Source organism: Burkholderia ubonensis (assembly GCF_001718695.1).
Lineage (GTDB): Bacteria > Pseudomonadota > Gammaproteobacteria > Burkholderiales > Burkholderiaceae > Burkholderia > Burkholderia ubonensis_B.
In genome coordinates, this window is the sequence record NZ_CP013420.1 from 293,582 (window position 1) to 308,514 (window position 14,933).

Genomic DNA, 14,933 nt, shown 5'->3' on the forward strand with positions numbered 1-14,933 from the left:
GCAAGATGGTTCTGAAGAATCTGATCAAGGCGAAGACGGGGCAGCCTGAGCGTCTGTCGGATGACGAGCGGCTCGCGCGTTCGGGGCTGCTCGCCGGGCTGGAGGCGTTGCCGACGGTCGTGCTGGTGCTCGACCGCAAGACGCTGAAGATCGCGTTCGCGAATCCGTCCGCGGAGGCGATGCTCGACATCTCGCGCCGCCAGCTCGCGCAGCGGCCGTGGGGCGAGATCTTCCCGAACGCGAACGAGCTCGCGTCGACGATCACCGCGATCGGCGAGGAGCGCTTTCACGCGACGCACCTCGACACCGTGCTCGACCGGCCCGGCCGCGAGCCGCTGCACGTGCACGCGATCGTCGGCTTTCTCGAGAGCGCGCAGGATTTCGTGCTCGTCGAGCTGTTCGAGAACGAGCGCCAGTCGCGCACCGACCGCGAGGAGCGCATCCACGACCTGACCGCGGTCAACAAGCAGTTGATCCGCAATCTCGCACACGAGATCAAGAACCCGCTCGGCGGGATCCGCGGCGCCGCGCAACTGCTCGAATTCGAGCTCGGCGAGCGCGAGCGCGGCGAGCTGCGCGAATACACGCAGGTGATCATCAAGGAGTCCGATCGCCTGCAGACGCTCGTCGACCGGCTGCTCGAGCCGCACCGGCATCCGCACATCGTCGGCGACGTGAACATCCACGAAGTGTGCGAGCGCGTGCGCGCGGTGATGCTTGCCGAGTTTCCGCGCGGGCTGTCGATCGAGCGCGACTACGACGTCAGCGTGCCGGACCTGCGCGGCGACAAGGAGCAGCTGATCCAGGCGCTGCTGAACATCGTGCGCAACGCGGCGCAGGCGCTGCGCGAGCGGATCGCGCAGGGCGATGCGCGCATCGAGCTGCGCACGCGGGTCGCGCGCAAGATCACGATCGCGAAGCGCCTGTACAAGCTGGCACTGGACTTGCACGTGATCGACAACGGGCCGGGCATTCCGGACGAGATCCGCGACCGGATCTTCTACCCGCTCGTGTCCGGGCGCGAGGACGGCAGCGGCCTCGGCCTGACGCTCGCGCAGACGTTCGTGCAGCAGCACGAAGGGATGATCGAGGTCGAAAGCCGGCCCGGTCGCACCGAATTTCAGATTTTGCTGCCGCTCGATCACTGAGCGGCGACCCGCGATTCACCGAGATATCTGACCGACCTATGAAGCCGATCTGGATAGTAGACGACGACCAATCGATCCGCTGGGTGCTCGAAAAGGCACTCGCGCGCGACAGCTTCGCGACGAAGAGCTTCTCGAACGTGCGCGATGCGCTCGGCGCGCTCGACCACGAGACGCCGCAGGTGCTGGTGTCCGACATCCGGATGCCGGGCGGCTCGGGCCTCGAGCTGCTGCAGGCGGTGCACGAGCGGATGCCGGACCTGCCGGTGATCATCATGACCGCGTTCTCCGATCTCGACAGCGCCGTCGCGGCGTTCCAGGGCGGCGCGTTCGAATACCTCGCGAAGCCGTTCGACGTCGACAAGGCCGTCGAGCTGATCCGCCGCGCGGTCGAGGAGAGCCTGCGCGGCGGCGCGCCGCAGGACGAGCGCGTCGCCGAGGCGCCCGAGATGCTCGGCCAGGCCCCCGCGATGCAGGACATGTTCCGCGCGATCGGCCGCCTGTCGCATTCGGCCGCGACCGTGCTGATCACCGGCGAGTCGGGCACCGGCAAGGAGCTCGTTGCGCGGGCGCTGCACCGTCACAGTCCGCGCGCGAACGGGCCGTTCATCGCGCTGAACACCGCGGCGATTCCGAAGGACCTGCTCGAGTCGGAGCTGTTCGGCCACGAGCGCGGCGCGTTCACCGGCGCGCAGACCACGCGCCAGGGCCGCTTCGAGCAGGCCGAGAACGGCACGCTGTTCCTCGACGAAATCGGCGACATGCCGTTCGACCTGCAGACGCGCCTGCTGCGCGTGCTGTCGGACGGCCAGTTCTATCGCGTCGGCGGCCACAGCCCGCTGCGCGCGAACGTGCGCGTGATCGCCGCGACGCACCAGAACCTCGAGTCGCGCGTGCGGCAGGGGCTGTTCCGCGAGGATCTGTATCACCGGCTCAACGTGATCCGGCTGCGCCTGCCGCCGCTGCGCGAACGCAGCGAGGACATCGCGCTGCTCACGCGTCACTTCCTGCAGAAAAGCGCGCGCGATCTCGGCGTCGAGCCGAAGCGCGTGTCGGACGAGGCGCTCGCGTACCTGACGTCGCTGCCGTTCCCCGGCAACGTGCGGCAGCTCGAGAACCTCGCGAACTGGCTGACCGTGATGGCGCCCGCGCAGACGGTCGAGATCAAGGACCTGCCGCCCGATCTCGTGCCGTCCGGCGCGGCCGTCGTCGCGATGGGCGACGCGGCCGACGCGCAAGCGGCAGGCAGCGACGCGAGCGCGTTGCCGCCGATCGCCGGCGTGACGGGCGCGCCGGCCGCCGCTGCGCCGAACGGCGGCGCGCCGGCCGGCTACCCGATGTGGGAGCACGGCCTGCGCACCGAGGTCGCGCGCCTGTTGCGCGAGAACTCGGCCGACGTGATGGACGAACTCGCGCGCCGCTTCGAGGCCGCGGTGATCCGCGAGGCGCTCGACTTCACGCGCGGCCGCAAGGTCGAGGCGGCGGAGCGGCTCGGCATCGGCCGCAACACGATCACGCGCAAGATCCAGGAACTGCATCTGGAGCCGTGAGCGCGCAGTGCGGCATGCGCGGGCGCCGCGCATGCCGCGATCGGACATAATCGGGGTTTGACCGCAGTGTGCTGCCAAGCCGATCGATCCGCCATGTCCGATTCCTTCCGCTGGCCCGCCGGGGCCGACCCGTTCCGTTTTCTCGAAGCGCTCGACAGCGCGCGCGCCCGCGCGTGGGTCGACGAGCAGAACGCGCGCACGCGCGTCGCGCTGCGCGACGACGACGCGTATCGCGCGCTCGCGGCGCGCCTGGCGAAAGCCTATCTGCCGCGCGAGCGCCCGGTGATTCCGACCCGCTGGCGCGACTGGGCGTACGACCTGTGGCAGGACGACCTTCATCCGAAGGGGCTGTGGCGCCGCGCGCGCTGGGACGACTGGCGCGCGGGCCGGCCGGCGTGGGAAACGCTGCTCGACGTCGACGCGCTCGGCGTGGAAGAGGGCGAGTCGTGGGTGTTCGAGCACGACGCGATCCTGTATCCGGACGGCGATCGCGCGCTGCTGTCGCTGTCGCCGGGCGGCGCCGACGCGGTCGTCGTGCGCGAGTTCGATCTCGTCGAGCGCCGCTTCGTCGACGCGGGTTTCACGATCGACGAGCCGGGCCATCATACGATCGGCTGGATCGATCGCGACACCGTCTACGTGAGCTGGGATCGCGGCGAAGCGCATGCGACCGCGGCAGGCTACCCGTACGAAGCGCGGCGCTGGGTGCGCGGCACGCCGCTCGCCGACGCGCCCGTCGTGTTCCGCGGCGAGCCCGACGACATCAGCGCGGGCGCGTGGTTCGACCCCGTCGAAGGCCGCCACTTCGCATCGCGCAGCGTCGATTTCTTCGATCTGCATTCGTACCGGCTGACCGCCGAAGGCGAGTGGGTGCGCTACGACGTGCCGACGCACGTCGAGGTCGGATTCTGGCAGGGCTGGCTCGTGATGGAGCCGCGGCTCGACTGGGAATGCGACGGCGTGCGCCACGCGGGCGGCTCGCTGCTCGCGATCCGCGAGGAGGCGTTTCTTGCCGGTTCGCGCGCGTTCGACACGCTGTTCGAGCCGGGGCCGACGACGTCGGCATGCACGTGGACGCACACGTGCCACACGCTGATCGCGAGCTGGCTCGACGACGTGAACAACCGGACGCTGCTGTGGCAGCCGCGGCAGGCCGGCGACGGCGCGTGGACGTGGGACGCGCGGCCGTTCGACTGGCCGGGCGACGCGCAGATCGACGTCGAGCCCGTCGAGGCGACGCTGAACGACGACGTGTACGTGGACGTCGATACCTATCTCGATCCGCCCGAATGCTGGCTGGCCGATCTCGCCGATCGTGCGGCCGATGCGCCGTCGCGCCGCGTGCTGCTCGACCGGCCGCCGGTGCAGTTCGACCCGGCCGGGCTCGTCGTGCGTCGCGCGAATGCGCGCTCGCGCGACGGCACCGTGGTGCCGTACACGCTGATCGGGCCGCGCGATGCGCTGGATGCGCCCGACGGCGGCGTGCGTGTCGCGCGGCCGTGCCTGCTGTCCGGCTACGGCGGCTTCGCGTTGCCGAACCTGCCGGGCTACAGCGACGCGCTCGGCATCGCGTGGCTCGAGCGCGGCGGCGTCGCGGCGTTCGCGCACATTCGCGGCGGCGGCGAGTTCGGGCCGCGCTGGCACGTCGACGCGCAGCGCGAGCACCGGCAGCGTTCGTTCGACGATTTCATCGCGGTGGCCGAGGATCTGATCGGGACGGGCGTGACGACGGCCGCGCAGCTCGGCATCGAGGGCGGCAGCAACGGCGGGCTGCTGGTCGCCGCGTGCATGGTGCAGCGGCCGGAGCTGTTCGGCGCGGTGCTCTGCAAGGTGCCGCTGCTCGACATGCGACGCTATCCGAAGCTGCACGCGGGCGCCGCATGGCTGGACGAGTACGGCGACCCGGACGACGCGCGCGAGGGCGCGGCGCTGGCCGCGTACTCGCCGTATCACCGGGTGCGCGAGGGCGTCGCGTATCCGCCGCTGCTGCTGACGACGTCGACGCGCGACGATCGCGTGCATCCCGCGCATGCGCGCAAGATGGCCGCGCGCATGCACGCGCTCGGCCACGAACGGGTGTGGTACTGGGAGAACACCGACGGCGGCCACGGCAGCGCCGACGATCTGGAGCGCGCCGAATCCGACGCGGCCGAATTCGGTTTCCTGTGGGCCCATCTCGGGCCCGCTCCCGCGCGTCGCTGACCGCGCGTCACTGACCGCGCGTCACTGACCGCGCGTCACTGACCGCGCGCGGGTAGCGTGCTCAGCCGACGACCGCGACGACGGGCGTATGGTCGGACGGCTGCTCCCACGTGCGCGGCGTGCGATCGACGACGCACGACGTGCAGGTTTCGGCGAGCGCCGGCGACAGCAGGATGTGGTCGATGCGCAGCCCCGCGTTGCGGCGGAACGCCATCATCCGGTAGTCCCACCAGGTGAAGGTCTTTTCGGGCTGCTCGAAGCGGCGGAACGCGTCGACGAGCCCGAGTTCGAGCAGGCCCGCGAAGTGCGCGCGCTCCTGCGGCGACACGAGATTCTGGCCTTCCCATTTCGCGGGGTCGTGCACGTCGCGGTCTTCCGGCGCGATGTTGTAGTCGCCGAGCAGCGCGAGCTTCGGGTAGCGCTGCAGCTCGCTGCGCAGCCACGCGTTCAGCGCGTCGAGCCACTGCATCTTGTAGACGAATTTGTCGGAGTCGGGCGCCTGGCCGTTCGGGAAATACGCGGAGATGATGCGCGTGCCGTCGATCGTCACCGCGATCACGCGCTGTTGCGGATCGTCGAAGCCGGGGACGTTGCGGGTGATGTCCGATTCGTCGAACGGCAGGGTGTCGCGCGCGAGGATCGCGACGCCGTTGTAGGTCTTCTGGCCGGTGAACCAGCTGCGATAGCCGGCGGCCTCGAGATCGGCGCGCGGGAATTTGTCGTCCGGCAGCTTCAGCTCCTGCAGGCACAGCACGTCGGCGCCGCTTTGCGCGAGCCAGTCGAGCACGTGCTGCTTGCGGACGTTGAGCGAGTTGACGTTCCAGGTGGCGATCTTCATGAACGGGAAGGCGGGCGGCATGGATTCGAAGGCCGCCATCTTACCGCGAGCGCGGCGCGCGAACGCGTGCAACACGCGATCGGCAGCGCATCCCGTGCACGTCGCGAGCCTCGCGATATTGGGGCCCAGCCAATAAATTGTGACAAAAGTGTTGACGTAAGTGCTTCCTCACCCTATAATTTATTTCTCTGACGCGGGGTGGAGCAGTCTGGCAGCTCGTCGGGCTCATAACCCGAAGGTCGTAGGTTCAAATCCTACCCCCGCAACCAAGCACATCTGGCGATGTGCAGCGCAAGTGACCGATGCGCACCTCGCCAACAAGAACCCGGCTCGATGCCGGGTTTTTTGTTTTCAGCCTGCCGCCCATTCGACCGCCGCCTGCGCATGCAGCGCAGTCGTATCGAACACCGGCAACGGCGAATCCTCCGCGCCGATCAGCAGCGTGATTTCCGTGCAGCCCAGTATGACCGCCTGCGCGCCGCGTCGCGCGAGTTCGTCGATGATCGCGACATAGGTCGCGCGCGACTGCGCGTCGATCCGGCCGTGACACAGCTCGTCGTAGATGATCCGATGCACGTCGTCACGCTCGCGTTCATCCGGCACGAGCACGTCGAGGCCGAACTTCTCGCGCAGCCGCTCCGCATAGAACGGCAGTTCCATCGTATAGCGCGTGCCGAGCAGGCCGACGCGCGAGACGACCGCCGCAAGCAGTGCTTCGCCGGTCGGATCGGCGATGTGCAGGAAAGGGAGCCCGACCGCGGCCTCGATCGCGTCGTGCACGCGATGCATCGTGTTGGTCGTGAGCACGATCAGGTCGGCGCCCGCCGCCTCGAGCTGCCGCGCGGCGGCGGCCATGTGCGCACCGAGCGCGGGCCAGTCGTGCACGCGCTGCAACGCTTCGATCTCCGCGAAATCGACCGTCACCATCACGCTCTTCGCGTTGTGATGTCCGCCGTGCAGCGCCTTCGAATACCGGTTCAGCATCCGATAGTATTCCGCCGACGATTCCCAGCTCATCCCGCCGATCAGTCCGATCGTCTTCATTCGTCACCTTTGCGTTTCATCTGTCGTGGCGCACGAGTATAGGGGCCGACCGGCGCGCGCGGCGGTACGATCCGTGCGCAGCCGACCGGTACGGCGCCGCTGGCCGAGCTGGGTCGGCGCCGCGTCGGACTGTCCGCATTCGCCGGTACGTGGCAGCACGGGGCAGTTGAAACCGGCACTGTGTTTTTGTACAGTATCGGCACCGTGAGCCCGACCACCATTCCGCCAGCCGAACCGAGCACGCCGCCACCGGGCGAGGCGCCGCCGCGCGTGCGCAAGATCATCCACTGCGACTGCGACTGCTTCTACGCGTCGGTGGAAATGCGCGACGACCCGTCGCTGCGCGGGCGTCCGCTCGCGGTCGGCGGCCGCCCGGACCAGCGCGGCGTGATTGCGACCTGCAATTACGAGGCGCGGCGCTACGGCGTGCATTCGGCGATGTCGTCGGCGCTCGCGATGCGCAAGTGCCCGGACCTGCTGATCCTGCCGTCGGCGATGGACAAGTACCGCGCCGCGTCGCGCCAGATCATGGCGATCTATCGCGACTACACGGCCGACGTCGAGCCGCTGTCGCTCGACGAGGCGTATCTCGACGTCAGCGGTTCCGAGCGCTGCCAGGGCAGCGCGACGCTGATCGCCCGCGAGATCCGCCGGCGGGTGTTCGAAACGGTCGGCGTCACGGTGTCGGCGGGCGTCGCGCCGAACAAGTTCATCGCGAAGATCGCGTCGGACTGGAACAAGCCCGACGGCCTGTTCGTCGTGCGCCCGCACGAAGTCGACGCGTTCGTCGCGGCGCTGCCCGTGCGCAAGCTGCACGGCGTCGGCAAGGTGACGGCTGCGCGCCTCGACCGGCTCGGCATCCAGACCTGCGCGCAGCTGCGCGAATGGTCGCTGATCGATCTGCACCGCGAATTCGGCGCGTTCGGGCGGCGCCTCTACGAGCTGTCGCGCGGCATCGACGAGCGGCCCGTGCAGGCGGACCAGGAGCGCAAGTCGGTCAGCGTCGAGACGACCTACGTGACCGACCTGACGACGCTCGATCAATGCGCGGCCGAGATTCGCAAGCTGACCGTCCAGCTCGACGCGCGCATCGCGCGCGCGGGCGCCGCGCGGTCGATCCGCAAGCTGTACGTGAAGATCCGCTTCGCCGATTTCCAGCGCACGACGGTCGAATGCGTCGCCGATGCGACGAACGCCGAGACGGCCGTCGCGCTGCTCGCGAAGGGCTTGATGCGGCGCGCGCAGCCGGTGCGGCTGCTCGGCGTCGGCGTGCGCATCGACGAAGACACCGCCGAGCGGCACGGGCAGTTCGCGCTGTTCGAGCCGGAACCCGAGCCGCCGGCGCGATGAAAAACGGCACCGCGCAATGCGGTGCCGTCGTCATCGATGCGTGCAAAACGGGCGGTGCGCTCAGTGTGCGGACGCCGCCATCCCGTTGTGGCGCAGCAGCGCGTCGATCTGCGGTTCGCGGCCGCGGAACGCCTTGAACGAGTCCATCGCCGGACGGCTGCCGCCGACCTCGAGGATCTCGCGGCGATAGCGCGTGCCGGTCGCCGCATCGAGCACGCTGCCGCCGGCTGCGGCGGCTTCCTCGAACGCCGCGTACGCATCCGCGGACAGCACTTCGGCCCACTTGTAGCTGTAGTAGCCGGCCGCGTAGCCGCCCGCGAAGATGTGGCTGAACGTGTTCGGCCAGCGCGAGAACGGCGCTTGCGGGATCACGTGGTAGCGCTCGTTGATCTCGCGCGCGAAGTCGTTCACGCCGATCGCGCCCGCCGGATCGAAATCGACGTGCAGCAGCATGTCGAACATCGAGAACACGATCTGCCGCAGCGTGCCGAGGCCGCTCTGGAAGTTCTTCGCGGCGATCATCTTGTCGAACAGCGCGCGCGGCAGCGTCGTGCCCGTGTCGACGTGCGACGACATCGACGACAGCACGTCCCATTCCCAGCAGAAGTTCTCCATGAACTGCGACGGAAGCTCGACCGCATCCCATTCGACGCCGTTGATGCCCGACACGCCGAGCTCGTCGACGCGCGTGAGCATGTGATGCAGGCCGTGGCCGAACTCGTGGAACAGCGTGATCACCTCGTCGTGCGTGAAGCACGCGGGCTTGCCGCCGACCGGCGCGGAGAAGTTGCAGGTCAGGTACGCGACCGGCGTCTGCACGCTGCTGCCGCGCTTCGCGCGCGAACGCGCATCGTCCATCCACGCGCCGCCGCGCTTGCCTTCACGCGCGTACAGGTCGAGATAGAACTGCGCGACGAGCGAGCCGTCGCGATTCTCGACGCGGAAGAAGCGCACGTCCTTGTGCCAGACCGGCGCGTCGTCCGCCTTGATCCGCACGCCGAACAGCGTTTCGGTGACGGTGAACAGGCCCTTCAGCACGGCCGGCTCCGGGAAGTACTGCTTGACCTCGTTTTCCGAGAACGCGTAGCGCTGCTGGCGCAGCTTCTCGGCTGCATACGCGACGTCCCACGGCGCGAGCTCGGCCAGGCCGAGCTCCTTCGCGGCGAACGCGCGCAGCTCGTCCCAGTCCTGGTCCGCGTGCGGGCGCGCGCGCGTCGCGAGATCCTCGAGGAACGCGATGACCTGCTGCGGCGACTCGGCCATCTTCGGCGCGAGCGACACTTCGGCGAAGTTGCGGTAGCCGAGCATCTGCGCTTCTTCGCGGCGCAGCTTCAGCTCGTCGGCGACGATCGCCGTGTTGTCCCACTCGGCGTTGCCGCCGCCGTATTGCGGACCGAGTTCGGAAGCGCGCGTCGCATACGCGCGATAGAGCGTCTCGCGCAGCGCGCGGTTGTCCGCGTACTGCAGCACCGGGAAGTAGGACGGGAAATGCAGCGTGAATTTCCAGCCGTCCTTGCCGTCCTTCTGCGCGGCTTCGCGGGCGGCCTCGATCGCGTCGCCGGGCAGGCCCGCCAGTTCGGCCTCGTCCTGCGCGACATACGCGTACGCATTGGTCGCGTCGAGCACGTGATCGGAAAACGCCTTCGACAGCGCGGCCTGCTGCTCCTGCAGTTCGGCGAAGCGCGGCTTCTGGTCTTCCGGCAGCTCGGCGCCCGACAGGCGGAAGTCGCGCAGCGCGTTGTCGAGGATCTTCTTGCGCTCGACCGACAGCGTCGCGTATTCGGCGCTTGCCGCGATCGCCTTGTACTTCTCGTACAGCGCGAGGTTCTGGCCGACGCTCGACCAGAACTCGGTCACGCGCGGCAGGTTCTCGCCGTATGCGGCGCGCAGCTCGGGCGTGTCGGCGACCGCGTTCAGGTGGCCGACGACGCCCCAGGCGCGACCGAGCGGCTCCGTCGCGCGCTCGACCGCCTCGACGACGTCTGCCCAGGTCGCCGGCGTCGCGCTCGCGCTCGCGGCGTCGACGGCGCGGTTGGCATCGGCGAGCAGCGTGTCGAGCGCGGGCGTGACGTGTTCCGGGCGGATCTCGCCGAAACGGGGCAGGCCGGAGAAGTCGAGGAGCGGATTGGTATTGGCGCTTGCGGACAAAGACTCCCTGTCTGTTGCCGGATGAACCGGGGTGATGGGGGAGGGCGCGGCGGCGCCCGATATCGACATTATTGGGGCGCATCGCGCGCTTTCCAATCGATAGTTTCTAACGGCGCGATTGAGGCGGGGCCGGAACACGCCCGACGGCGGCCGGCCGGATGCCGGCACGCGGACGCGCACCGGCGGGAGGGGGGATGGTCAAGCGGCCGCGGCGGCGCGCTCGGCGGCTTCGATCGTGTTGATCAGCAGCATCGTGATGGTCATCGGGCCAACGCCGCCCGGCACCGGCGTGATGTGGCCGGCCACTTCCTTCACGCCCGCGAAGTCGACGTCGCCGCACAGCTTGCCGGCGTCGTCGCGGTTCATGCCGACGTCGATCACGGTCGCGCCCGGCTTCACCATGTCGGCCGTCAGGATGTTGCGCTTGCCGACCGCGGCGACGACGATGTCGGCCTGCCGCGTGTGCGCGGCGAGGTCGCGCGTCTTGCTGTGGCAGATCGTCACGGTCGCGCCCGCTTCGAGCAGCAGCATCGCCATCGGCTTGCCGACGATGTTCGAGCGGCCGATCACGACCGCGTTCGCGCCCTGCAGCGGGATGTCGTGGGCCTCGAACATCTTCATCACGCCGTACGGCGTGCACGGGCGGAACAGCGGCTTGCCGGTCATCAGCGCGCCCGCGTTCGCGACGTGGAAGCCGTCGACGTCCTTCTCCGGCGCGATTGCCTCGAGCACCTTGTGGCTGTCGATGTGCTTCGGCAGCGGCAGCTGGACGAGGATCCCGTGGATTTTCGGATCGCGGTTCAGCGCGTCGATGCGCGCGAGCAGGTCCGCTTCGGACAGCGATGCCGGGTAGCGGTCCTTCAGCGAGAAGAAGCCGTTGTCCTCGCACGCCTTGATCTTGTTGCGCACATAGACTTCGCTGGCCGGGTTGTCGCCGACGAGGATCACCGCGAGGCCGGGCTGGTGGCCGCGGGCGGTGAGTGCTGCGGCGCGTTCGGCGGCCTGGGCGCGCAAGGTCTTCGAAAGGGCGTTGCCGTCGATGAGGAGGGCTGTCATGGTGGTGGGGTTCTGCGGAAGTTGGAATGCGGGCGTGCGGCGCGTCGGGGTGCGCCGCAGCAAAGCACGGAATTATACCGTCCGCCTGCCGCCGTCCGACAGCGAATGCGCGGGATGCGTCATCGGCGGCCGCCGGAATGCAAAGCCGCCGCCCCGCGGTCAGGCCGCGTCGCGCGGGGCGGGGCGCGGGCCCGGCAGGCTCGGCCGGGCCGCGAGGGGGCTCACGCCTGTTTCTTCGACAGCGCGAGGCGCAGCAGGTCGGCCACCGTGTTGACGTTGAGCTTTTCCATGATGTTCGCGCGGTGCGCTTCGACCGTCTTGATGCTGATGCCGAGGTCGTCGGCGATCTGCTTGTTCAGGCGGCCGGCGATGATCCGCTCGAGCACCTGCTGCTCGCGGGCGGTCAGCTTCGACAGGCGCTCGCTCGCGGCGCGCTGTTCCTGGACGCTCTTGCTTTCGCTTCGGGCCTTGTCGAGCATCCGCTCGACGAGCTTGCGCAACTCCGCCTCGTCGAACGGCTTCTCGATAAAGTCCATCGCACCCTTTTTCATCGTCGACACGGCCATCGGCACGTCGCCGTGACCGGTGACGAAGATGATCGGCAGCGCGGCATTGTCGGCGATCAGGCGTTCCTGCAGCTCGAGGCCGCTCATGCCGGACATCCGCACGTCGAGGATCAGGCATGCGATCTGGCCGGCCTGCTGGGCGGGCTGGTACGCATCGAGGAACTGCTCGGCGCTCGAGAAGCATTGCACGCGATAGCCGTTCGCCTCCAGCAGCCAGCGCAGCGAGTCGCGCACGGCCTCGTCGTCGTCGACGACAAAGACGGTTTCCTGAGTGGTGGTGACTGGGCTATTCATAATTCTCCCGTAACGGTATGTGATGCCGATGCCTCGGACCCCCCTCGGCCGAGATCAGCGGGTTCCCCAATGGGCAGGCTGCAGTGGAACGTCGCGCCGGAGATGCGGCCATCCGCCTCGACGTTGTTGACCACCCACAGACGCCCGCGATGCGATTCGATGATCGAGCGGCAGATGTTCAGCCCCATGCCCATGCCGTCGGACTTGGTGCTGTAGAACGGCTCGAACAGGCGCTCGGCGGTCGCTTCGTCGACGCCCGGACCCTGGTCGATCACGCGGATGTCGACGAAGCCCGCCTCCAGATCGGCGACGACGCGGATCACGCCGTCGGCCGATGCCGGCTTCACGTCGGCCATCGCTTCGGCCGCGTTCTTCATCAGGTTCACGAGCACCTGCTCGATCAGCACGGGGTCGACATAAATAATAGGCATTCTTGCGAGGATTTCCGTGACGATCCGGATCCTGCGCTTCCTGGCCTCGATTTCGGCGAGCCCGACCGCGTCGGCGACGATGTCCGCGACCCGCGCCGGCTGGCGCTTCGGCTCGCTGCGCTTCACGAATTCGCGGATCCGCTTGACGATCATCCCCGCGCGCAGCGCCTGCTGCGCGGTCTTTTCGAGCGCGGGCGCCAGCATTTCGTTGGTCGCGCGGCCGCTCTTGACCATCGCGAGCGTGCCCGAGCAGTAGTTGTTGATCGCCGCGAGCGGCTGGTTCAATTCGTGAGCAATCGACGACGCCATTTCGCCCATCGTCATCAATCGGCTCGTGAACTGCAGCTTCTCTTCCTGCTGGTGCGCGAGCTCCTGCGCCTTCTTGCGGGTCGTGATGTCGGTCGCGATCTGCATCTGCGCGAGGTGGCCGTCGACCCACTGGATGTACTGGCGGCGCACCTCGAACCACTTCTGGATGCTCTCGACGTAGACCTCCTGCGCGTCCGCGGTGCTGCCCGTCAGCGCGGCGGCCGGCAGGCCGGCGAAGGTGTCGACCATGTCGATCGAGTCGGACGACGCCTGCGCGCGGTCGAAGCCGCCGCCGGACAGCTCGAGGTGGCCGTCCGGGCGGATGCCGAACAGGTGCCGGTAATAGCGGTTCGCGAACAGCAGCTCGGCTTCGTCGGCGGCGAGCACCGATACCGCGGCGTCGAGGCTCTCGAGCACCGTCGTGAAGCGCTCGTGCGCGGCGGCAAGCTCTTCTCGCGCGCGCTTCGGCTCGGTGATGTCCGTCATCGACGACATCCAGCCGGTCTGGCGGCCGGCGCTGTCGATCAGCGGCGACACGTACAGGCGCGCATGGAACAGCGTGCCGTTCTTGCGCCGCACGCGCAGCTCGAAGCCGGAGCTCGGCGCCTTGCCGCGCAGCGTCATGTCGAGCTGGCGCTGCATCTCGGGGTAGGAATCGCGCGGCCAGTACGGGAACGGCGCGACCTTGCCGACGAGGTCGCTCTCGTCCCAGCCGGTCATCCGGCAGAACGCCGGGTTCACGTGCGTGATGCGGCCGTGCATGTCGAGCACGCGCATGCCGATCAGCACCGAGTTCTCCATCGCGCGGCGGAAGAACGCCTCGGCGTACAGCGCCTGCTGCGCCTCGAAGCGCTGGCGGGTGTGCTTCCACAGGCTCCAGAGGCTCCACAGCACGAAGCACGACAGCCCCGCGACGAGCCAGACGAGCGTATTGTTGGTCAGGTTGGTGAGCTGCGGGAACGCGTAGACGCGCACGGTCAGGCCCTGGCCGGGCGGATCGAGCGGCAGGTCGTAGTGCGAGTCGCGCGGCAGGCGCGGGCGCGACGACGTCGACGACAGCTCGCGGTTGTTCGCGTCGGTGATCGAGATCTTGTATTTCGACGACAGCTCCTGCGGGATGTCGTGCTTCAGGATCCCTTCGACCGAGAACACGGCGGCGATCGAGCCGAGGTACTCGCGGTCGCCGCGCATCACGGGCGTCTGCAGCGTGATGTAGCCGTTGCCGAAGTCGTCGTAGACGAGCGGCGAATAGGCCTGGCGGCGCGAGCTGCGCGCCTCGTCGTACGCGCCGCGCACCGCGTCCTGCATCTGCGCGTCGCCCGGCCGCGCGAGCCGCTGGCCGAGCACCGGCGGATGCACGGCCGGCCAGCGCTGCGTGCCCGGCGCCGTGTACCAGTTCAGGTAGAGGATTTCGGGATGCGTCTGCATCACGTCCGCGACCGCCATCTGGAACCCGTTCTGGTCGAGCCGGCCGGACGCGAGGTCGCGCGACAGCGCCTGGAGCTGCTCCTGCGCGCCCGTCATCGACAGGCGGATCTGCTGCTGCGCCCACGCGACGTTGCGGAACAGCGTGTCTTCCTGCTGCTGCTGCTCGCGGCGGTTGAGGCTCCATAGAATGAGGCTCATCACCACCAGGAACACGAGGATCGACAGGAGGGGCGTCAGCAAATAGGAATTGGACCACCACGGTCCGTGGTGCCAACGGGACGGCTGCGACTCCGCCGGCGGGCCCGACGGTCGCGCCGAGCGTGCGAAAAGCCGATCGGTCAACATGGCAGGATTGTAGCGCAGCGCTATATATGGAAAACCTATACCGGATATGTTGAACGGAAACGGATTTACTGCACGGCGACGTGCCGCGGAGCCTTGAAGCATGGGTGCGCCGCAGCAATATTTCGTATAGCGGGAAATGATCTCATAATTCGAAAATTTTGTTGCGCGCGGCCGTACGGGCTCATTACAATCCGCTGGAGCTTGCCCGCAGCCGGTCGCGCCGCGTC

The 14,933-nt window shown here is 68.5% G+C and carries 10 protein-coding genes and 1 tRNA gene; 5 read left to right on the top strand and 6 right to left on the bottom strand.

What is annotated here, in order from left to right:
* The first annotated feature begins 5 nt into the window (after window positions 1-5).
* The 3 genes from glnL to WJ35_RS01360 all read left to right on the top strand — a co-directional run bounded on the left by glnL (window position 6) and on the right by WJ35_RS01360 (window position 4,897).
* On the top strand, window positions 6-1,148 hold the full coding sequence (gene glnL / locus WJ35_RS01350; protein WP_042584395.1) for a nitrogen regulation protein NR(II): 1,143 nt from the start codon (window positions 6-8) through the stop codon (window positions 1,146-1,148).
* Window positions 1,149-1,186: 38 nt separating this feature from the next.
* Window positions 1,187-2,695 carry a nitrogen regulation protein NR(I) gene (gene ntrC / locus WJ35_RS01355; protein ID WP_060238199.1) on the top strand — a complete coding sequence of 503 codons (1,509 nt, stop codon included), beginning with the start codon at window positions 1,187-1,189 and terminating at the stop codon, window positions 2,693-2,695.
* Window positions 2,696-2,788: 93 nt separating this feature from the next.
* Window positions 2,789-4,897, top strand: coding sequence for a prolyl oligopeptidase family serine peptidase (locus tag WJ35_RS01360; RefSeq protein WP_060238200.1), 2,109 nt, complete (start codon window positions 2,789-2,791; stop codon window positions 4,895-4,897).
* A 61-nt stretch (window positions 4,898-4,958) separates the two neighbouring features.
* On the opposite strand, the gene xth is transcribed toward WJ35_RS01360, so the two are convergent.
* Complete coding sequence (xth, locus tag WJ35_RS01365; protein ID WP_059632451.1) at window positions 4,959-5,735, bottom strand: exodeoxyribonuclease III; 777 nt, start codon at window positions 5,733-5,735, stop codon at window positions 4,959-4,961.
* Between the two features lie 192 nt (window positions 5,736-5,927).
* On the opposite strand from xth, the gene WJ35_RS01370 reads away from it, so the two are divergent.
* Window positions 5,928-6,004, top strand: a tRNA-Met gene (locus tag WJ35_RS01370).
* Between the two features lie 82 nt (window positions 6,005-6,086).
* On the opposite strand, the gene WJ35_RS01375 is transcribed toward WJ35_RS01370, so the two are convergent.
* A complete protein-coding gene (locus tag WJ35_RS01375) occupies window positions 6,087-6,779 on the bottom strand; it encodes an aspartate/glutamate racemase family protein (RefSeq protein WP_069238642.1) in 693 nt (230 codons plus the stop codon).
* Between the two features lie 180 nt (window positions 6,780-6,959).
* Between WJ35_RS01375 and dinB the strand changes: the two genes are divergently transcribed.
* Complete coding sequence (gene dinB, locus WJ35_RS01380) at window positions 6,960-8,129, top strand: DNA polymerase IV (protein ID WP_029226489.1); 1,170 nt, start codon at window positions 6,960-6,962, stop codon at window positions 8,127-8,129.
* A gap of 60 nt (window positions 8,130-8,189) precedes the next feature.
* On the opposite strand, the gene WJ35_RS01385 is transcribed toward dinB, so the two are convergent.
* The 4 genes from WJ35_RS01385 to fixL form a co-directional block, all read right to left on the bottom strand.
* The gene (locus WJ35_RS01385) at window positions 8,190-10,277 is read right to left on the bottom strand and encodes a M3 family metallopeptidase (RefSeq protein ID WP_060238221.1); all 2,088 of its coding nucleotides are present in this window, start codon (window positions 10,275-10,277) and stop codon (window positions 8,190-8,192) included.
* Between the two features lie 198 nt (window positions 10,278-10,475).
* Window positions 10,476-11,333, bottom strand: coding sequence for a bifunctional methylenetetrahydrofolate dehydrogenase/methenyltetrahydrofolate cyclohydrolase FolD (gene folD, locus WJ35_RS01390; protein ID WP_010091935.1), 858 nt, complete (start codon window positions 11,331-11,333; stop codon window positions 10,476-10,478).
* A 221-nt stretch (window positions 11,334-11,554) separates the two neighbouring features.
* Window positions 11,555-12,193, bottom strand: coding sequence for an oxygen response regulator transcription factor FixJ (gene fixJ / locus WJ35_RS01395; protein ID WP_006493245.1), 639 nt, complete (start codon window positions 12,191-12,193; stop codon window positions 11,555-11,557).
* The gene (gene fixL / locus WJ35_RS01400; protein WP_010091936.1) at window positions 12,190-14,706 is read right to left on the bottom strand and encodes an oxygen sensor histidine kinase FixL; all 2,517 of its coding nucleotides are present in this window, start codon (window positions 14,704-14,706) and stop codon (window positions 12,190-12,192) included. Before fixL ends, fixJ begins: the two co-directional genes overlap by 4 nt.
* Window positions 14,707-14,933: the final 227 nt, after the last annotated feature.